The organism is Neolewinella antarctica (assembly GCF_011927835.1).
In the GTDB taxonomy this organism is placed as follows: Bacteria; Bacteroidota; Bacteroidia; order Chitinophagales; family Saprospiraceae; genus Neolewinella; species Neolewinella antarctica.
Map to the genome: position 1 here is coordinate 282,975 of NZ_JAATJH010000002.1, position 19,635 is coordinate 302,609.

At 58.1% G+C, this 19,635-nt stretch carries 14 protein-coding genes; 8 read left to right on the forward strand and 6 right to left on the reverse strand.

The genetic code is table 11. The features are described from left to right. The first annotated feature begins 2 nt into the window (after nucleotides 1-2). The 3 genes from porU to GGR27_RS06495 all read left to right on the forward strand — a co-directional run bounded on the left by porU (nucleotide 3) and on the right by GGR27_RS06495 (nucleotide 5,914). Nucleotides 3-3,899, forward strand: coding sequence for a type IX secretion system sortase PorU (gene porU, locus GGR27_RS06485; protein ID WP_168036605.1), 3,897 nt, complete (start codon nucleotides 3-5; stop codon nucleotides 3,897-3,899). A gap of 117 nt (nucleotides 3,900-4,016) precedes the next feature. After that, entirely contained in the window at nucleotides 4,017-4,991 is a 975-nt protein-coding gene (locus tag GGR27_RS06490) for a polyprenyl synthetase family protein (protein ID WP_168036606.1), read from the forward strand. Nucleotides 4,992-5,047: 56 nt separating this feature from the next. Next, nucleotides 5,048-5,914 carry a glycosyltransferase family 2 protein gene (locus GGR27_RS06495; RefSeq protein WP_168036607.1) on the forward strand — a complete coding sequence of 289 codons (867 nt, stop codon included), beginning with the start codon at nucleotides 5,048-5,050 and terminating at the stop codon, nucleotides 5,912-5,914. Between the two features lie 15 nt (nucleotides 5,915-5,929). Here the strand turns inward: GGR27_RS06495 and GGR27_RS06500 are convergent, their stop codons facing one another. The 3 genes from GGR27_RS06500 to GGR27_RS06510 all read right to left on the reverse strand — a co-directional run bounded on the left by GGR27_RS06500 (nucleotide 5,930) and on the right by GGR27_RS06510 (nucleotide 10,462). Then, the gene (locus GGR27_RS06500; RefSeq protein WP_168036608.1) at nucleotides 5,930-6,952 is read right to left on the reverse strand and encodes a glycosyltransferase; all 1,023 of its coding nucleotides are present in this window, start codon (nucleotides 6,950-6,952) and stop codon (nucleotides 5,930-5,932) included. Between the two features lie 59 nt (nucleotides 6,953-7,011). Beyond that, nucleotides 7,012-7,776, reverse strand: a complete 765-nt coding sequence (locus GGR27_RS06505; protein ID WP_168036609.1) for a class I SAM-dependent methyltransferase — start codon at nucleotides 7,774-7,776, stop codon at nucleotides 7,012-7,014. A gap of 244 nt (nucleotides 7,777-8,020) precedes the next feature. Beyond that, the gene (locus GGR27_RS06510) at nucleotides 8,021-10,462 is read right to left on the reverse strand and encodes a DUF3536 domain-containing protein (RefSeq protein WP_168036610.1); all 2,442 of its coding nucleotides are present in this window, start codon (nucleotides 10,460-10,462) and stop codon (nucleotides 8,021-8,023) included. Between the two features lie 186 nt (nucleotides 10,463-10,648). Between GGR27_RS06510 and GGR27_RS06515 the strand changes: the two genes are divergently transcribed. Next, the gene (locus GGR27_RS06515) at nucleotides 10,649-11,356 is read left to right on the forward strand and encodes an NAD-dependent epimerase/dehydratase family protein (RefSeq protein ID WP_168036611.1); all 708 of its coding nucleotides are present in this window, start codon (nucleotides 10,649-10,651) and stop codon (nucleotides 11,354-11,356) included. 48 nt (nucleotides 11,357-11,404) lie between these two features. Then, nucleotides 11,405-12,019, forward strand: coding sequence for a trimeric intracellular cation channel family protein (locus tag GGR27_RS06520; RefSeq protein WP_168036612.1), 615 nt, complete (start codon nucleotides 11,405-11,407; stop codon nucleotides 12,017-12,019). A gap of 120 nt (nucleotides 12,020-12,139) precedes the next feature. Here GGR27_RS06520 and GGR27_RS06525 read toward each other — a convergent pair whose 3' ends face one another. The 3 genes from GGR27_RS06525 to GGR27_RS06535 all read right to left on the reverse strand — a co-directional run bounded on the left by GGR27_RS06525 (nucleotide 12,140) and on the right by GGR27_RS06535 (nucleotide 13,666). Continuing rightward, entirely contained in the window at nucleotides 12,140-12,760 is a 621-nt protein-coding gene (locus GGR27_RS06525; protein WP_168036613.1) for a CatB-related O-acetyltransferase, read from the reverse strand. Nucleotides 12,761-12,854: 94 nt separating this feature from the next. Further along, entirely contained in the window at nucleotides 12,855-13,298 is a 444-nt protein-coding gene (locus GGR27_RS06530; RefSeq protein ID WP_168036614.1) for a hypothetical protein, read from the reverse strand. Continuing rightward, a complete protein-coding gene (locus GGR27_RS06535) occupies nucleotides 13,280-13,666 on the reverse strand; it encodes an alkyl hydroperoxide reductase (protein WP_168037277.1) in 387 nt (128 codons plus the stop codon). The genes GGR27_RS06530 and GGR27_RS06535 overlap by 19 nt, the downstream gene beginning before the upstream one ends. A gap of 372 nt (nucleotides 13,667-14,038) precedes the next feature. On the opposite strand from GGR27_RS06535, the gene GGR27_RS06540 reads away from it, so the two are divergent. The 3 genes from GGR27_RS06540 (at nucleotide 14,039) to GGR27_RS06550 (ending at nucleotide 19,616) form a co-directional block, all read left to right on the forward strand. Next, nucleotides 14,039-14,473: an HYC_CC_PP family protein gene (locus tag GGR27_RS06540; protein WP_168036615.1), complete on the forward strand. Its 435-nt coding sequence runs from the start codon at nucleotides 14,039-14,041 to the stop codon at nucleotides 14,471-14,473. 75 nt (nucleotides 14,474-14,548) lie between these two features. After that, the gene (locus tag GGR27_RS06545; RefSeq protein WP_168036616.1) at nucleotides 14,549-18,262 is read left to right on the forward strand and encodes an efflux RND transporter permease subunit; all 3,714 of its coding nucleotides are present in this window, start codon (nucleotides 14,549-14,551) and stop codon (nucleotides 18,260-18,262) included. A gap of 124 nt (nucleotides 18,263-18,386) precedes the next feature. Then, nucleotides 18,387-19,616 (forward strand): TolC family protein, encoded by a 1,230-nt coding sequence (locus GGR27_RS06550; protein ID WP_168036617.1) that lies wholly within the window; start codon nucleotides 18,387-18,389, stop codon nucleotides 19,614-19,616. The last annotated feature ends 19 nt before the right edge of the window (nucleotides 19,617-19,635 follow it).

The window sequence follows — 19,635 nt, forward strand, 5'->3', positions numbered from 1 at the left end:
CTATGCGATCCCTATTTACCCTCCTTTTCTTTCTTTTCATCGTACCCCTCGGTGCGCAAATCCGCGTACAAGTCACCTTCGAGTGGGCGCCGGAACCGCGCATCGTCAGCTGGGAGGAAGCCCGCCAGTTGCAGTATGGCTTCCGCACGGTAGCGCGGGGGGGCGCGGACGCGGGTGCCATGGAATGGGACGTAGCGCCAAGTTTCCTGGCCACCTTCCCCGCGCAACCCGGAAGGAGCTACGGGGTAGAAATTCTCAACGCATCTTTCGAACCCATGGCGGCGGGTAACCAGGGGCGGGAAGATTTCCCTACCGAACTCGTTTTCACCACCAGCGCCAGCCGCCAGCCGGAGGGTTACCTCGGTAAGGTAGCCGGCCCGGCCATCATCAACACGCCCACCGGGCTCCAACGGCTCACGGCGCTCGACCTGATCATTACGGCATCCGGCGGAAACGCCCAAAACCGCATGACCTTCGCCACCAACTCCGTCCTGCGCCAGGGGAATTGGTACCGGATCGAAGTCGAACGCGAAGGGGTTCATAAGATCGATCGCGCCTTCCTCACCGACGAGCTCGGTATCAATCTCGACGGCATCAACCCCCGCAACATCGCCCTTTTTGGCCAGTCCGTTTCCGGGAAACTCCCCGAGATCACCAACAACACCCCGCCGGACGACCTCACCGAAATGGCCATCACCATCGAGGGGGAGGCTGACGGTTCTTTCGACGGCAACGACTTTATTCTGTTCCACGCCCTCGGCCCGGACAGCCGCACCTACGATGCCGACCAGGACCGGTTCGGTTACGAAAAAAACATTTATACGAATACCAACGCCTACTTTCTGCGGGTCGGTGGGGCCGTTGGCCGCCGCGTAAGTGACTTGCCCATTGGTGTTACCACCGCAGACGGCGTGCCCACCACCACGTACGACGCGCTCTACCACTTTGAAGAAGATAAATTCAACGTCCTGCACGAGCTCGGCGGCAACGCCCACGGCTCCGGCCAGACCTGGTACGGCGATTTTTTTCGGGTGGCGCGCGAGAAGAACTACCCAAATCTCTTTCGGATACCCGGTCTGGTAACCGAGGAGCCGGCCCGCCTGCGCGCCGTCATGGGGTTGCGGAGTGACGTGAGCAGCCGCTTTGAGCTGACGGTGGGTGACCAACGAGCTCAGAGTTCCGCCGCGCAACGCGTCAACATCGGCCGCCAGGAACAGCAGAACGCCGTGTACGAGGCAACAATCAACGCCGGTATTAACCTGACCGATCCGAATTTCTCCGTCCGGCTCAACTACCCGACGCCCGCCGGTGCGGGCACCAGCGAGGGCTGGCTCGACTACATCGACTTACGCGTCCGCCGCCGCCTTCAGTTTGGTAATCTGGCGCAGTTTAGCTTCCGGGATGCGCTTAACCGAACTGCCTCCACGGTCTTTTACACCTTCAGCGACTTTCCCGCGGATGGCCGCGTCTGGCGGGTTGATGGGGCGGACATCCGCTCCGCTCCCGTTAGCGACAATCAATTTGGCGCCGTTGCCGGTGGGCGGTTATTCGAGTTCATCGCCTTTCGAACCGGCGCTAATTTGCCCGGCCCGGTAGGGGGTGAAAAGGTCGATAATCAGAACCTTCACGCGACTAATTCCGCCGAGCTAATCATCGTCACTCACCCGGAATTTCTCGTCCAGGCAACCGAACTGGCCGAGCACCGGCGGCAGCACAACGGGCTACGGGTATCGTTGGTGACGACCGAGCAGATCTACAATGAGTTCAGCAGCGGCCGCGATGACGTGGCGGCCATTCGGAACTACGCGCGGATGGTTTACGAGCGCGACCCGGAACTGCGCTACCTATTGCTCTTTGGTGACGGTAGTTTCGACCACCGAAACATCCTCGAACTCGGGACGACCTTTATCCCCACCTTCCAGCACGACGGGCGGCCCACGGAGGTAAACAGCTTTCCGGCCGATGACTTCTACGGCATTATGGGGGCCGCCTCCCGCGCCCAGCCGCTGGAGCCGGATTTGAACGTGGCCGTGGGCCGCCTGCCCGTAAAGACGGGCGACGAAGCCGTCGCGATCGTGAAAAAACTGATTCGTTACGATACCGACCCCAGTACCCTCGGGGATTGGCGCACCCGCATGGCGTTCGTGGGGGACGACGAAGACCGGGGGCAGCACACCGAGGACGTCAACCGGGTCGCTAACTCGGTTGCGGCCCGTAAACCCGATCTTAATTTCGACAAGCTATACTTCGATCTGTTCCCCCAGCAGAGTATTTCGGCCGGCGACCGCTACCCTGACATCACGGAAGGTCTCGACCGGGCGGTCTTTCGGGGAGCCCTGGCCGTGACTTACCTGGGCCACGGTGGCCCGCGTGGTTGGGCGCAGGAAAGGGTACTGACCATTCCGCAGATTCGCAACTGGCAGCGTCCGGAGAATTCCTCGAACCCCATCCAGCCGCCCGTCTTCATCACCGCAACTTGTACTTTCTCAAACTACGACGATGCTTCCTTCGTCTCCGCCGGCGAGGAAGCTTTGCTCACCCCGAACGGCGGGGCGTCGGCGTTACTGACGACGACCCGCCCGGTATTTGCTACCCAGAACTATGCGCTGACGAATAACACCGTACTGGCCATGTTGGAACGCGACGATGGGAAGTGGCGTAGCCTCGGCGACATTATTCGAATCGCCAAGAACGAAATTACCCGCCCTTCCACTTCGAATAGCCTCAGTTCCAACACCGAGAACGCCCGTAAATTTACCCTACTGGGCGACCCCGCGATGACGATTGCCTTCCCGGAGCACGCCGTCCGGACGACGATGATTGACGACCAGTTAATTAGCGACGAGCGCACCGACACCGTTCGTGCGCTACAGCAGATGAAGATTAGCGGCGAAGTCACCGACCTGGCCGGTAACCTCCTCGAAAACTTTAACGGACAAGTCTTTCCTACGATCTACGACAAACCCGTAACGGTGACCACCCTGGCGCAGGATGACGGGTCGCCGCCACTCGACATCCAGGTACAACGCAACATCGTTTTTCGGGGCCGGGCAACGGTGACGAACGGTAAGTTTTCCTTCGAATTCGTCGTCCCCCGCGACATCAACTACTCTTTCGGCGCGGGCAAGATCAGCTACTACGCGGCGGATAAATCTCAGTTTACCGACGCCGCTGGTTTTTACGATAAGCTCGTCATCGGGGGCACCTCCGAGGGCAACGTCGGTAACGACGAGGGGCCGACCGTCGAAGTCTTTCTCGATACGGAAGACTTCATGACCGGCGGCACGGTCGACGAAGACCCCGTGTTGTTGGTAAATTTGACGGACGACCTCGGTATCAACGTGACGGGCAACAGTATTGGGCACGATTTGGAGGCCGTCCTTGACGAGGACACGCGGAACGCCATCGTCCTCAATGATTACTACGAAGCGGATGCGGACGACTTCCGGAGCGGCAAAGTACAGTACCCACTCTTCGACCTGGAGCCCGGCCTGCACACCGTCACGGTGCGGGCGTGGGACGTGGCCAATAATAGCGCCATCGGTAAGACGGAGTTCATCGTCGCCGCCGATGGTGAGGACGCGATTACCCGCATCCTTAACTACCCCAATCCGTTTACCGACCGGACGTGTTTCCAGTTCGACCATACGCTGGTCGGCCAGGAAGTCGAAGCCATCATTCAGATCTACACCGTGACGGGTAAACTCGTCAAAACGCTCGAAGACGCTTTTCCCTTCAGCGACGGCACCATTCGCCGCGATGATTGCGTGGAGTGGGACGGCCTGGACGACTACGGCGACCAGTTAGCACGGGGCGTTTACCTGTATCAGGTACGCCTGCGTGGTGACGGAATCAACGTCGTGGACGGAGAACTGGAAAAGCTGGTGATCCTTAAATAAAGCCGCCCGCGTTGGACAGTGCGCGCCGGGTCAAACCACGGCCACCAGTTTTCAGAAAAAAATGAAACTTTAAGTCCCGGGAGCAATTATCTTTGCGAACCACCCGAAAAACCCTGCATGCCCCGGAGCCTGGATGACATAAAAGCGCCCATCGCCCGCGAGTTGCAAGCCTTCGAGAAACGCTTTCGGGATACCCTGCGCTCGCCGGTCGCGTTGATGGATCGCATCACCTACTACATCGTTAAGCGGAAGGGCAAGCAAATGCGGCCCATGTTCGTGTTTTTTGCCGCCAAAGCTTGTGGCGAGATCAACGATAATTCTTACGTCGCCGCCTCCCTCATCGAAATTCTCCACACAGCCAGCCTGGTGCACGACGACGTGGTGGACGAATCCTACGAGCGGCGGGGTTTCTTCAGCATCAATGCCCTGTGGAAGAATAAGATTGCCGTGCTGGTGGGGGACTATTTTCTCTCGAAGGGATTACTGATCGCCCTGAAGCACAAGCAGTACCGCATTCTGGAAATAACGTCGAATGCGGTGCAGGCGCTGAGCGAAGGAGAGCTCCTACAGATCGAAAAAGCCCGTCGGCTCGACATTGACGAAGCGATCTACTTTGACGTCATTCGTCAAAAAACGGCCAGCCTGATCGCGGCGGCCTGTGAGGCCGGTGCCGCCAGCACGACGCAGGACGAACCGACGCTGCAATTGATGCATGACTTCGGGGAAAAAATCGGGATTGCTTTCCAGATTCGGGACGATCTTTTCGATTTCGGCACGGATAAAGTCGGTAAGCCGCTCGGCATCGACATCAAGGAAAAGAAGATGACCCTGCCGCTGATCCACGCCCTCAATCAGGCTTCGGGTAGTGACCGGCGCCGCATTATCCGCACCATCAAAAAGTATTCCGATAAACCCGAAAAGGTGGCCGAAGTGATCAAATTCGTCCACGCGGGTGAGGGCATCCCCTACGCCGAAGCGGCCATGCACCGCTACCGGGACGAAGCTTTTGAATTGCTTCACCAACTCCCACACTCCGCGGCGCGGGACGGGCTGGAAGAGTTGGTTAATTACGTGGTGGACCGGAAATATTAGGAACGGAAAATTACCGCCCGTTTGCTCCTCGTCTTTATCACGCTCGCTACTATTTTATGCTCCAACCTACCGTATCCCTACTGACCATTGTGAAGGGCCGCCGGCAAAACCTCCACAACCTAGTGCGGGGGGTGGCGGCGCTGACGCGGGTGCCGGGTGAATTGGTGGTCGTTCATATGAACGAGCCAACCGACCCGGATTTACCCGACCCCGGTTGTCCGTTACGGGAAGTGAGCATAGTTAGTATCGGCAGCGATAAGCTACCCATCGCCCGCGCCCGTAATCACGCCGCGAAGATGGCTACGGGTGACATCCTGGTCTTTTTGGACGTGGACTGCATCCCCGCTCCGGACTACCTAGCTAATTTGGTGCCCGCCGTACAGGCCACCCGTGGCCTCGTTATGGGGTCACCCCACTACCTCCCCGCCGGCAGCGCCCGGGCCGACTGGACGACCGCCGAACTAACGCGGTTAGCCATCCCGCACCCGCTTTTGCCCGAACCACCGCGGGGCGGCGTGCTTGCGGGGCAGCCATACCAGTTGTTCTGGTCGCTTTGTTTCGGGCTGTACCGGGAAACGTTCGAACAAATCGGCGGCTTCGACGAAAGTTTCCACGGTTACGGAGGGGAGGATACGGACTTTGCCTTCGTGGCCAGGGCCGCCGGTATTCCTTTCTTCGTGGTGGATGCCCGCTGCTACCACCAGTACCATCCCACCTGTACGCCACCCTTCAATCACCTCGAAAACATCGTCACCAACGCAAACGTATTTCGGGAAAAGTGGGGTTTGTGGGCGATGGAAAATTGGTTAACGGTCTTCGAGCAGCACGGATACGTGCGGTGGACGGAAGACGAGCTACGGGTACTCCGACTTCCCACGCAGGAGGTTATCGATGCGCACCAAAGTACCGATCCGTTCGCCTGAAGGGCCACGAGCGTTCTATACTTTGCCCCGGAGGATCTCCGCGTACAGCCGGAGGTACCCGTCTACCATCTTATCCACGGAAAAGTGCGCCGCGCGTGACGTACACGCGGACCTTTGCTTGCTAGCGACTTCCCCCAGCACTCGCGCCAGCGCCCCCGTCTCTCCCTGCGGAACAATGGCCGAGCAGTCGGGCGTAAGAATCTCGGCGACGGCACCACTATCAAAAGCGGCGACCGGTGTCCCGCAGGCGAGCATCTCGACGCAGATGAGGCCGAAAGGTTCTTCCCAAATGGGGGTAACCACGCCGACGCTGGCCTGCGCCATCAGTACCGCCAACTCTAGCTGGGTGACGTGGCCGAGGTACCGAATGGACTCATCCAGCAGGGGCGCGATCTGCTCCTCAAAATAATCGTGATCCACAATCGGGCCGACTAGGTCGAGTGAAAAACCCGCCGCCCGTGCCGCCAGGGCTGCGTGGTGCGGCCCCTTCGTGGGGTGGATCCTGCCACACCAGATGGCGGACTTCGCAACTACCTCGTGCTCCGGCGAGAAACCCGCCAGGTTGATGCCGTTGTGAATAACGTGGCTTGAGTCGATGTACGGTGCCCACTTAGTGGCCACAAACTGGCTAATCGCGATGAAATGCTGGTTGCGGGACCGCCCCGCCAGCCTGGTGGCCCAGCGAATAAATTTGTACGGTGGCGTGTGGAGCGTCGTCACCACGGGGAAGGCGAACGAGCGGGCCAGCAGGACCGGCAAAAAGTAGAAACTGTTGTTGTGCAGCAAGTCGAACTGACCGCGTGCGATTAACCGGAGCGCGTGCCGGTAAGACCGGAAAACGGACCGGTTCGACGCTGGTTGCGCGATGGTTATGGGAACCAACGGGCAATCTTCGTCCGAGCCCGGGTGGGCGAAGAGGGTCACTGCGTGCCCCCGCGCTTGAAACCCCTTCACCAGGCTGTGGGTGTGCGCCTCGACGCCACCGGCGTAAGGTTCCGAAACCGGGTTGTTGAGGGGGGCTAAAATGGCAATCCTCATGGCGCGAGGTAGCGGTAAGGAGCGAAAGACTTACGGGGTTGCAAGCAATCGTACGCTGCTTATTTGTTGCGGGTAAAGGATAACCGGGCTAAATCTCGCTTGGTGGTCAACACGGAGTCCAACTGCTTAGTGAGCGGCATGAGCGCCGCCTGAATGCCGAGCGAAAGCTTCGTGAGTGGTTCACCCTCTTCGCGCACTTTGGGGTTGAGCAGCTTTCTGGTCGCGCCCGCCACGAGGTAACTCGAGTGGATGTTGATAAACTCGGTCTCCTTGAGGCCGAAACCACCCTTTCGGAACAAGTCTTCGTAGTAACCCACGGGGCGGCCCATGCACAGTTCGTCACCGGCAATGGGGTCGTCGATCCGCTCGAAGATGTGGACCTCGCCGTTCGCCACGCGGCAAATCTCGGCGATGATCGTCGCGAGCATTTGCTCGTCCGTATTGTGTTGCAGGACCGTTGCGGTAAACACGATGTCGAACGACTTATCCGCAAACGGCAGGGACGTCCCGTCGATCTTGGTTAGCTTTATTTCCTCGGGAAGGTGCTTACCCGCCAGCTCGACCATGGAGGTGGAAATGTCCACGCCCTGTATTTCTTTTGGCTTGAAGTTGTCGTAAATGTACTTGAGGTTGCCACCGGGCCCGTGCCCGATTTCGAGTACCGACTTGCCCGCAAAATCCACGTTACTGAGCATTTCCAGAAAGCGGTGGCGCTTATAGCGGTAGTAAGGCTCGTCGTCCCCCGCAATTACGTTTCTACCTCCGCGTCCGTCGATGCGGTCCGCTACTTTAGTCCAGTACGGTTCGGGATGATAATCGGCCATGCTCTGCTGTTATTTATGGATTCGCTAGTAGCTCGTTAAAGCTACGGATACAAAAGTAACCATTATTTGGTGATTCCGTTGGAAACTGATGGTGCCGGGCTCCGTAAGCTTTTGGCCCGGAGCACTTTGGCAAATCACCGTGCAAAGGGTCCTCGTTGGATCGGGCCATCTGGATCACCCAATTGCTGTGAACCGGGTTGTAGCCGGTTGATTATTGACTGTTTAGTATCAAGTCAACTTATAACTATCCGGTGACTTCCGGCACCATGCCCGCCGTGACTAATTGACCCAGTTCCAATTTCAACGCGCGTGCTACCGCCAGCCCCGCCCGCCGGTGCGGTTCCGACAGGGAGGAGGCGTAGTTCGCGGACCATCCTTCGAGAAAGATATTCTGGGAGCGGTAGAAGTTGGGTTGCAGTTTAAGTAACTCGAGTGAATCCAGTAGCTGCCGTGTCTCCGTCCAGTACTCCGGGTCATCGAGCCCGGCTTTGACCCGGTCCATCAGGCGGTCTTCTGCTGCCTTTTGCAGGTCGAGGTTGCTGTCCTGCCAACTGTGGTCCCAGTGCTGGAAGTCGGCGACGATGCGTGCGAGCCGCGTTTGGTCCAGCGGGCCGGCCCCGGTTAGTGCTTCGGAAAGCCGGCGGTGGAGCGTGTAACGAATGGATGCCTTGTACGCGTCCGGCAGGGGCATATTGTTGGCTTTGAGCGAGCCCATCAACTGGTAGTTATCGTAGTAGACGTCGCTGAAATTCCGGGCGGCGAGGCGCATCGTCTGGGCGGTCATCATGCCGAGGATGCGCTGCTTTTCGTCCTTGAACAGGTTCCAGATCGAGAAGGTCTCCGAGCCGAAGTTGGCGCTCATCAGGTTGATCACCTCGCCTACGTGGCCTACGCGGAACTCGCGTTCCAGTTCCGGCGCGACGGCCTCGAAGTCGGCGGCCTTGATGTCGTTCCGCAAGCTGCCGATCAGCGTTTGCTGGCCCAGATAAAGGACCGCAAACGTAAAGGTCGCCTGCGCCTGGGTGATGCGGGAACGGATGGTCATTCGTCCCAGCGCCAGGTTGTAGGAACCCGCCCGGACGCGCCGCAGCGAGTGAATTTCCGACCGGTAGTTGAACAGTTCGAGGTTATGCATATCCTCCTCGAAAAGGCTACTGGCGGCAAAGTGCATGCCCACTCGGTGTAAACCAACGCGAGCGGGCATAACGGCTTCACGGTAGGAGACGGCAGCGTTCTCCCGGACGTTAGAAGGTACGCTTTCCAGACTTTTGACAAACTCCGGATGGTGGTCCACCCCGGTAATGACCAGGCAGAGGTGTAGCGCGCGGTTGGCGTACTGGAGCACTTGTAAGGTCTCGATGCCCGTCACTTCGTTGAAGAACCAGGCGCAGCTCGTGTACATGAGCATCGCGTGGCGTTGCATTTCGAGCAGACGTAGCATTTTTACCCGCTGAATTTGGGTGAGGTCAGTCCGATTGGTGTGTCGGTCGAGGAAGGTGTTTGTCGTGTCGGTGTCGCGGTCGAGGATGAGCTCTACGTAAGCGTCGCGCGCGGCCCAGGGGTCGCGGAAAAGTTTGCCGCCTTCGGTCTCGAAAACGGTGATGAGCCGGTCGCGGACAACGTCGAGGGCATCACGTAAAGGCGCGCGCCAGCTTTGGTTCCAGCCCGGACCGCCGCCGGTGTGGCAGCCACAATCGCTCCGCCAGCGTTCGACGCCGTGGACGCAGGACCAGGAACTGTTGTCGTGGATTTGTGCTTCCCAGACGGGAGGGTGAAGTTCGAGGAACTGGGCGTAGTTGGTCAGTTCGAAGTCGGGATTATCCTCGACGTGGGTGAGGCAGGCGGCCAGGGCCATTTCTCCCTTGGCGTGGTGGTGGCCGTAGGATTCACCGTCGGTGGCAATTTGGGCGATCTGTACTTCGTCGTTCGCGTCCAGACTGTTCATCAGGCGGTTGGCCAGGCGGCGGCCATCGTTGAGAAGGCCTTCGAAGGCAACGCCTTTGCTGACGTCGCCGTCGTAGAAGAACAGGTCGATCGTGCGACCGGAGGGTAGGGGGCAGCGGTAGGCGCGGCGGCTATCAACGCCACCATTCACCTCTTGCCAGTCGTCGTTATCCTGGTGGCGGACGGATTTGCATTGGCGGGGTGCCAGGATGGTAAACTTGATGCCGTTATCGACCAGGGCTTCGAGCGTTGCCGTGTCGGTGGCCGTTTCGGAGAGCCACATCGCGTCGGGTTTGCGGCCGAAGCGGTGCTCGAAATCGGCCACGCCCCAGCGGATCTGCGTCTGCTTATCGCGCTCGTTGGCGAGAGGCATGATGATGTGGTTGTAGGACTGGGCGATGGCGTTGCCGTGGCCGCCGAAGCGTGCTTGGCTCTGCTCGTCGGCTCCGATGACCCGGGCGTAGGTAGCGGGGTCGTGCTCCTCAAGCCAACTTAGGAGCGTAGGCCCCATATTCCAGGAGATGCCGGCGTAGTTATTGCGGATCTCGCTGATCTGTTCGTCGCCGGTGAGGACGCGGGCCGTGGCGTTGGGGGCGTAACATTCTTCGTTGATGCGTTCGTTCCAGTCGTGGTAGGGCGCGGCGGATTCCTGGACCTCGATCGTTTCCAGCCAGGCGTTTTCGCGTGGGGGCTGGTAATAATGACCGTGGATGCAGATGTACTTCTTGGGGTTGCTTGGCATGGGCGGCAAGATACGACGGGGTTGGGGTGGGAGAGTATGAGAACCCGCTTGCATTTTTTGGAAAGTCCGGTGCCTGGCTCCTTTGCCATCGCTTGCCGAACTAACTTTGCGCTTCCCACGGCACGGCACCCGCGGCCGCGGCTAATTATTCTGCTGCGCTATCTTACGAGATTACAATATTATCCTATGGCCCTTCACGTATTACTTACCGGCGCGACCGGAATGATCGGTAAAGGCGTCCTGTTGGAATGCCTCGAAAGCTCCGCCGTCGCTAAGGTGCTTTCCGTCGGCCGCCAGTCGCTCGGGATGACGCACCCGAAACTGGAAGAGTTAATCCACCGGGATTTCACTGATTTCTCGACTAGCCAGGAGCAAATTTCCGCATTTAAGCCCGGTGCTTGTTTTCACTGCATGGGCGTCTCATCGTTGGGGATGAACGAAACCGATTACAGCCGATTGACCTACGACGTGACGAAAAGCCTGGCCGACACTATCTATCTGGCGAACGACCGTGCGGTGTTTACCTACGTCTCCGGCGCGGGGACGGACAGCTCCGAAAAAGGATCCCTCATGTGGGCGCGCGTGAAGGGGCGGACGGAGAATTACGTGATCAACCGGGGCTTTGGGGGGGCTTATGCTTTTAGAATTGGAATGGTAATCCCGGTAAAGGGCGTGAAGTCGAAAAGCGGTTGGGTAAATGCAATTTATACCATTACGCGGCCGATTTATGGTCTGTTCCAGAAATTGGACTCGGTAGTGACGAGCGCGCAGGTGGGGCAGGTAATGATCAAGTTAGCGGTTGCGCGGACGCCCCGACAGAGTACGGGACTTGCTAACGCGTCGCAGGTGCAGGGTGAATTTTTGGAAGCAAAGCAGATCAAAGCCCTCGCTTAAGCGACGCGGGCGCGATCAAATACGGCTCGCCGCCGTTAATCCCGAACTATGGAATATTTCATCATCAGCATCGATTACGCCGGGACCCTGGTCTTCGCCGTATCGGGCGCTCTGGCGGGGATGAAGCGGAAGTTCGACGTGTTCGGCGTCTTCATCATGGCCCTCGTTACGGCGATCGGCGGGGGTACCCTGCGTGACCTATTAATCGGTGCGACGCCCGTTGCCTGGATGCTGACGCCACGCTACGTCTACCTCGTCATGGTTGGCGTGGGCCTTACCTACCTGTTCAAGCGCCACGTGCGGAAGTTGCGGCGCAGTATGTTTCTTTTCGACACGATCGGGATTGCGCTTTACACGATCCTCGGTTTGCAAAAAGCTCTGGCGTTTGGTTTGGGGCCGATGGTGGCCATTATGCTCGGGGTGGTTTCGGCTACGTTTGGTGGGGTGATCCGGGATGTGCTTTCCGGGGAGGTGCCGCTTATTTTTCGTAAGGAGATTTATGCTTCTGCTTGTTTGGTTGGGGGTATTTTGTTCGTACTGATAGACTCCTGGTTCGGAACGGTAGCAGGGATGATCACCGCCATTTTAGTCGTTTTTCTGATTCGATTTTTTGCTGTTCGGAATAAGTGGTCTTTGTCGTTTGGCAATGATGTGGAAAGTTGACCGCTTAACCGAACGTTAGTTTAGAGCCACTGATTTTGGCTCCTCCGGTGTATTACCCGGCACCCGCGACCGCGCCCAATAGTTTTAATTACTCGAGTTGCTCTGTTGCGGGAAATGTATTTAAATAATATTTCCTAAATCATTCCCCGTAAGTGCACCGACGTTGGCCGTAATGCGCTCAATTTTCCAGTCCCACCATTTTAACTCCAGTAATCTTTTACTAGTTTCTTCCGGAAACCGCCGCTTGATTTCTCGCGCCGGATTACCACCCACAATGGAATACGGCGCTACATCCTTGACGACCGTTGCGTTCGTCGCGATGATGGCCCCGTCGCCGACCGTGACGCCCGCCATGATGGTGGCGTTGTAGCCGATCCAGACGTCGTTGCCGATGTTGATATCGCCTTTGCGCGGGTATTCCCGGCCGTCCATCGCGTCCTTCCAATCCTCCCCAAAAATAGCGAAAGGATAGGTGCTAATGGCGTCCGTCAGGTGGTTCGCACCGTTCATGATGAAGGTTACATCGGAGGCAATCATGCAGAATTTGCCGATGTTGAGTTTGTCGCCTACGAAGTCGAAGTGGTATTTGACGTTCTTTTCGAAATTGTGCACGTCTTCAAAGTCGTCGTAATAGGTGTAGTCGCCGACGGTGATGTTGGGGTTTTTGATGATGTTTTTTAGGAAGCAGAGGCGGTTGTAGTTGGCGAGGGGGAATTTTGTGGCGGGGTTGGGGGCGGGCATGGGTTAGTTTTTCTTGCGCGGTCGCCCCGACAAAGTACGGGACTAGCTAAAGCGTCGCGGGTGCGATGTTGCTTGGGTCTGTGGTCTAGGGTAATTAAGGTACCAAAATATTTATTACCGTTATTGACCAAATCAGCGTCCAGGTTCCGGTGCGCCACCAGTTGATGTTGATGAGTTTTGTAGAAAGGGCGCGGTGGTCCGTAGCTTCCCCGTCCAGCGCGGCGTGGAGGGGGACGGCGCCGAAAAAGGTGATCGCCCAGGCAGCGGCAATTAAAAAGGTATTCGCGACTACATCAATGCCGGGATCAGTCAGTATGGCCAGCGCGTAGACACCAACCTGCCCGAGCATGATAGGCATCACCACGTAAGTAACCCGCCGGGTATAAACCGGGTGCCAAACACGAAAATCTTCCGTCCGCGCGTACAAAAAGACGGGATAAATCACCCGCTGGACCAACCAGATCAGCACCAACGCCGCCGTATCAAAAATCAGCCGCCCCTCCGTGAGTAGTTCAGCACTCAACCAGTCAATCTCCATCGGTATACTTTATGGACGCGCCAGAGAATGAGGCCGAAGGGAACCCACCAGAGAAAATCGTTCGTGATCAAGGTGTAGAAAAAGCCGAAGGGCACGTCGCCGGTGAGGTAGTTCATGGCGAAGCCGATCGGGCCGAAGATCTTGCCCAACATCCCCACCGCCACGATCGGCCAGTGGCGCATCGGGTCGTAGCTGGCCCACCAGTAGCCCAGTCCGTAAACCCCGATGACCATGCCCATGCCCTGCCAGACGAGCGGGTGGGTCATGGGTTCCATCCCGACGAGCTCCCAGAAATGCTGCGGAAAAAGGACGGCCCAGGCGCCCCAGAGGATGTTGTAGATGGCGGCGGCGCGCAGGACGGTGCGCATCCAGGGGGGAGAGGTGGTTTCGATCATAATTAGGGTAGTAAGGACTGGGCGGCGGTTTGGTTCTGTCTCGTGGATAGTAAAGCCCGGTCACTAAGCTCACGCATGGATTTTCCTGGATCACGAGAGGCGGGGAAATGGAACACAAAAGAAACAGAAAGGAAAAGAAAAAGCACAAAAGAAGACCCGTGTACAAAACAGGCGTTGTCACGCCATTTTGTGCTTTTGTGCCTTTTGTGTTGAAAAATACAACAAAAGTGCTTGCCAAAGACCAAGCAATTCAACACTTGCCAAATCATGATCTAAGCTTTCGATATCATGTCACCCGCAAACAATCCCACTCTTTAAGCGTAATTTGTACCACGCCAAGCGCATATGTTGCCACGCCTCCTAAATATCTCCCTGGCCTTTTTGGTCCTCATCGGTTCCGTCGGTCTGCCCGTCAGCCGGCACTTCTGTATGGGGGAGTTGAAGTCCGTGGCGATCTTTGGGGAAGCGGAAAAGTGCCATGAAGAACAGCAAAAGGCGCACTGCCCCTTCCATCCTGCGCCCACGGCGGATGACTCGGCCACCGATAAAAAAGATTGCTGTAGCGACGAGCAAGACCTGATCCAAATAGACGATCAGGAACCGACCACGGCCACGGTCCTGCCGCCCGTCGTGGCCATCGTACCGGACTTCCCAACCTTGCTCTTTACGTATCGCCCCGCCTCCCGATTAAATCGGGACAAAAACAACAACTTCGAAAACTACCGCCCGCCCCCGCTACTGACGGACGTGGTGCGCGCCTTCCAGATTTTCCGCATTTAACGACTCGACGCTATCCAGTATCCCCGCCAGCCACCGCTGACCGGGGTTTTCGTGATTTCCGTCAAGTATCGCTTTATGCTCAACGCTTTCGTGCGCTTTTTCCTGGAAAATAAGCTCGTGGTCTGGCTCCTCCTGCTGCTCTTCGTCGGCTGGGGACTGGCTACCGCACCCTTCGAATTTAACATCTCCGGCCTACCGCGCGAACCCGTCGCCGTGGACGCCATTCCGGACATCGGCGAAAACCAGCAGATCATCTTCACCCAGTGGCCGGGCCAGTCGCCGCAGGACGTAGAGGACCAGATCACCTACCCACTGACGTCCACGCTGCTGGGCATCCCGGGCGTACGGTCGGTGCGCTCTAACTCCATGTTCGGCTTCTCCAGCATCTACCTCATTTTCGAGGAGGACGTGGAATTCTACTGGTCACGCAGCCGCATCCTGGAAAAACTTAACTCCCTTCCGGCTGATCTATTACCGGAAGCCGCTACGCCCACGCTCGGCCCCGACGCCACCGCCCTCGGCCAGGTGTTCTGGTACACCCTCGAAGGCCACGGCCCGGACGGCGAACCACTCGGCGGCTGGGGACTCGACGAGCTCCGCAGCGTCCAGGATTTCTACGTTCGCTACGGTCTCAGCGCCGCTTCCGGCGTCAGCGAAGTGGCCAGCATCGGCGGCTTCGTCAAGGAATACCAGGTGGACGTGGACCCCGACAAAATGCGCGTCTACGGCATCACCCTTAACCAGGTCATGAAGGCCGTCAGGGAATCCAACCTCGACGTGGGCGCGGCGACTTTGGAGATCAACCTCGCCGAATATTTCGTCCGCGGCCTCGGCTACCTCCAGAATCTGGAGGACCTGGAAACGGCCGTCGTCAGCGAGAGCAACAACGTCCCCGTCTACCTCCGCGACGTGGGCCGGGTGACCGTCGGCCCCGCCGCGCGCCGGGGTATTCTGGATAAATCGGGTGCCGAAGCGGTTGGTGGGGTCGTCGTCGCGCGCTACGGGGCGAACCCATTGGAAGTCATCAACAACGTCAAAGACAAGATTGCGGAATTGGCACCCGGCCTCCCAAAAAGAGAGCTGGAAAACGGGAAAATCAGTCAGGTAACCATTGTGCCTTTTTACGACCGTTCCGAGCTCATTCGCGAGACCATCGGCACGCTCGAAGAGGCCCTAACGCTGGAAATTCTGATCACGGCCATCGTCGTCATTCTCCTGCTTTTCAACCTGAAATCCTCGCTTTTGGTGGCCGGCACGCTGCCCGTCGCGGTGCTGATGTGCTTCATTGCCATGCGTTATTTCGGGGTGGACGCCAACATCGTCGCGCTCTCCGGCATCGCCATCGCGATCGGGACGATGGTGGACATGGGTATCGTTCTGACGGAAAGTATGGTTTCTCGCTTGGATGATCCGCCGGAGGGGGAGAGCCGGTTGGAGAGCATTTATGAGGCGACCGTGGAAGTCGGTTCGGCGGTCGTGACGGCCGTGGCGACGACCATCATCAGTTTTCTGCCCGTCTTCACGATGGAGGCGGCCGAGGGTAAGCTGTTTCGGCCCCTCGCCTTCACGAAAACCTTTGCGTTGATCGCGGCGATCATCGTGGCGTTGGCGATTCTCCCGGCGCTGGCCCACACTATTTTTGGCTGGGAGCGGAATAGTAAAAATCGAAAGCTGGCTGGTAATGGCTTACTGATTGCCGTGGGTGTTGCTGCCGGGGTTTACGTGGCCTGGTGGCTGGGCTTAGTCGCTATTCTGGCGGGAATACTAGGTCTGGCAACGGCACTTTTGGGCGCGGACGCGGGTGCCGGGCAAGAATGGAAAAAGCAGGGTTTAACGGCTACCATCAACGTGCTGATCGCGCTGGTACTGGCCTGGCTACTGGCTGGGTATTGGCTGCCTTTGGGCGTAGAAAAAAACCAGGCGATCAACTTCCTCTTCGTCGTCGTGGTGGCCGGTACCTTGCTGAGCTTCTTCTGGCTGGTCATCAGGTTTTACGCAGCGATTCTGGGCTTTCTCCTCCGGGTAAAATTACTCTTTCTCCTCCTCGTAGGTCTCCTCGTCTTCGCCGGTTTCCAAACCTTCCGCGACATCGGAGAAGAATTCATGCCCGCCCTCGGCGAAGGTGCTTTCTTGCTGATGCCCACCAGCATGCCCCACGCCGGCATCGAAGAAAACCGCCGCAACCTCCGCACGCTCGACATGGCCGTCACGACCATCCCCGAAGTAGAGACCGTCGTCGGCAAAGCCGGCCGCGTCAACAGCCCGCTCGACCCCGCCCCGCTTTCCATGTACGAGAACATGATCCTCTACAAAAGCGAATACCTCACCGACAAAGACGGCCACCGCTTACGCTTCAAGACTGACGATGAAGGCAGATTCTTGGTTGCAAATGCTGAAGAGGTTGCTTCTCCCCTCTCCCCCGGAGAGGGGCTGGGGGAGAGGTCATTGATACCCGACAAAAACGGTCAATACTACCGCCAATGGCGCCCCCACATAACTTCCCCCGACGACATCTGGGACGAAATAATAGCAGCCGCCCAACTCCCCGGCGTCACCTCCGCCCCCAAACTCCAACCCATCGAAACCCGCCTCGTCATGCTCCAAACGGGGATGCGCGCGCCGATGGGCATCAAGGTCCGGGGTCCGGATCTGAAAACAATTGAATCCGTCGGTCTCGACCTGGAACGCGAACTGAAAAACGTCGAAGGCGTAAAGGACGCCGCCGTCTTTGCCGACCGAATCGTCGGTAAACCTTACTTGCTTCTCGACGTCAAACGAGCCGCCATTGCCCGCTACGGTCTGAGCGTAACCGACGTGCAACAGCAGATTATGGCCGCCGTTGGAGGAATGAAGCTGACGACCACCGTTGAAGGCCGCGAGCGCTACGCCGTCCGCCTCCGCTACCCCCGCGAGTTGCGGGATGACCCGGAAGCGATCAAGAATATCTTGGTACCGACCCGCAGCGGACAGATCCGGCTAGGCGAACTGATCGACATTCGTTACGAGCAAGGCCCGCAGTCGATCAAATCCGAAGATGGCTTCCTGGTCGGCTACGTACTCTTCGACCGGCTGGACGGTTACTCCGAAGTGGAAGTCGTAGAAAACGCGACGGCCTACCTAAATGGGCTACGCGAACGGGGCACGCTAGATATCCCCGCCGGCGTGAGTTACCGGTTTGCGGGCAATTACGAACAGCAGGTCCGGGCCAATGCGCGCCTGGCGTTGGTGGTGCCCATCGCCCTCGCGCTGATCTTTTTGATTCTCTATTTTCAATTCCGTTCGGTAACGACGGCCCTAATGGTATTCAGTGGTGTTTTCGTAGCCTTCTCGGGAGGTTTCATACTACTCGGTGCGTACGGAGACCCGGGTTTTCTCGATTTCAATTTCTTCGGGGCCAACCTCCGCGAACTCTTCCAGGTGCGGACGATCAACCTCAGCGTGGCCGTCTGGGTGGGCTTCCTGGCTTTGTTCGGCATTGCGACCGACGACGGCGTGCTCGTGGCCACCTTCCTACGGGATAGTTTCGCGCGGAATACGCCGGATAACGTAGCGGAGATCAGGGCGGCGGTAATCGAAGGCGGCTTACGGCGGGTGCGCCCGGCGATGATGACGACGGCGACGACCATCCTCGCGCTACTCCCCGTCCTTACCGCGACCGGGCGCGGGGCGGATATTATGCTACCGATGGCGATCCCCAGTTTTGGTGGTATGGCGTTGCAGGTGGTGACGATGTTTACCGTCCCGGTGCTTTGGTGTATGCGGGAGGAAATTAAACTTAAATTTCGTTGATATGCGATATGCGATTAATTGCGCTGTACTTCGTACGCTTGATATGCGATATGCGAGTCTCGATATGCGATATACGATGTGCTCCGCTGATATCTGCTCGCTGCGCTCGTGGCTGCCGCGTGTTGTGGCTCTGCTCGTACTGACTATTCTCTGCACCGGCGTCCGCGCCCAGAGTTTGGACAGCCTGAAAGCCGAACTACGCCGCGAAAACCCGGAACTCCGCGCCCTGCAACTCGACTACGAAGCAGCCACGAAAATTGGCGCCCAGCAGAACCAATTACCCGACCTGGAGATCGGCGCTGGCGTCTTCGTATTACCGATCGAAACCCGCACTGGCCCACAGCAATTTCGGATCGGCGCAACTCAAATGTTACCCTGGCCGGGGAAACTGGCGGCGCTGGCGGAACTGGCGGACGCCCGGGCCCGGCCCGTCCTGGAGCAAGCGGCCGCGAAGCAACTGGAACTGATCTACCAACTCGAAACGGCTTACTACCAAATGGCCGCCCAAAGCGCCCGCGTCGCGATCCTCCGCGAGAGCCTCGACCTGTATGAAAGCCTGAACCGCCTGGCGCTGAGCCGGGTCGAAACAGGTCAGGGCAGTTCGGTGGACGTCTACCGCATCCAACTCGAAAAATCGCAAATCTGGCGGCGGCTATCGGAATTCGACGCGCTGATCGAACAGGATCGACTTCGAATAAACAACTTACTGAACCGACCTTTGGACACGCCCGTGGTCCCGGTCCTGAACCTGGAAGAAGCCGCGGCAACGGCACTGATCACCGCCTCACTGCTACCGGAAATCCCTGATCTGACCGGTCATCCGCAACTCCGAATTTACGAGTTACAGCAGGAAATCAACCGCCAGTCCATCGCCGCGAACGACCTCGATGCCCGCCCGGATTTCGGCGTCGGCCTCGACTACATCGCCACCGGCAGCCGCACGGACATGATGCCGCCGGGCAACGGCCGCGACGTAATCTTGCCCCGGGCGATGGTCACGTTACCTCTCGGCAAAAGGAAATACACTGCCAAACGGCAGGAGGAGGAAATCCGCATCCGCGCGCTGGCGACCCGCCAGGAGGGTGCGCTCCAGCAACTACAAACCGAAGTTGCCGCCGCCCGGGTGGTCATCACGGACACCGGCAAACAACTCGGCTACCTGGCGGAGCAACAACGCATCATCGCGGCTACGCTTTCCATCGCCAACAGTGAATACAGCAACGGAAAAAGACCGTTTGACGAGTTGCTCCGCTTGCAAAATCAGGCCATCGAGTTGCGTACGGTCACGGTCCTGGCGCAGGCCAAAATTCTTAATCAGCGGGCGATTATTGATCGCTACCTTTTAAACCAATAGAGATGAATACTCGAACGAT

Coding starts and splice junctions, on each gene's coding strand:
- porU (WP_168036605.1), top strand. CDS start 3: ATGCGATCCCTATTTACCCTCCTTTTCTTTCTTTTCATCGTACCCCTC.
- GGR27_RS06515 (WP_168036611.1), top strand. CDS start 10,649: ATGGCCCTTCACGTATTACTTACCGGCGCGACCGGAATGATCGGTAAA.
- GGR27_RS06535 (WP_168037277.1), bottom strand. CDS start 13,666: ATGCGCACCGTCCTGCGCGCCGCCGCCATCTACAACATCCTCTGGGGC.
- GGR27_RS06520 (WP_168036612.1), top strand. CDS start 11,405: ATGGAATATTTCATCATCAGCATCGATTACGCCGGGACCCTGGTCTTC.
- GGR27_RS06500 (WP_168036608.1), bottom strand. CDS start 6,952: ATGAGGATTGCCATTTTAGCCCCCCTCAACAACCCGGTTTCGGAACCT.
- GGR27_RS06490 (WP_168036606.1), top strand. CDS start 4,017: ATGCCCCGGAGCCTGGATGACATAAAAGCGCCCATCGCCCGCGAGTTG.
- GGR27_RS06510 (WP_168036610.1), bottom strand. CDS start 10,462: ATGCCAAGCAACCCCAAGAAGTACATCTGCATCCACGGTCATTATTAC.
- GGR27_RS06505 (WP_168036609.1), bottom strand. CDS start 7,776: ATGGCCGATTATCATCCCGAACCGTACTGGACTAAAGTAGCGGACCGC.
- GGR27_RS06540 (WP_168036615.1), top strand. CDS start 14,039: ATGTTGCCACGCCTCCTAAATATCTCCCTGGCCTTTTTGGTCCTCATC.
- GGR27_RS06495 (WP_168036607.1), top strand. CDS start 5,048: ATGCTCCAACCTACCGTATCCCTACTGACCATTGTGAAGGGCCGCCGG.
- GGR27_RS06530 (WP_168036614.1), bottom strand. CDS start 13,298: ATGGAGATTGACTGGTTGAGTGCTGAACTACTCACGGAGGGGCGGCTG.
- GGR27_RS06525 (WP_168036613.1), bottom strand. CDS start 12,760: ATGCCCGCCCCCAACCCCGCCACAAAATTCCCCCTCGCCAACTACAAC.
- GGR27_RS06545 (WP_168036616.1), top strand. CDS start 14,549: ATGCTCAACGCTTTCGTGCGCTTTTTCCTGGAAAATAAGCTCGTGGTC.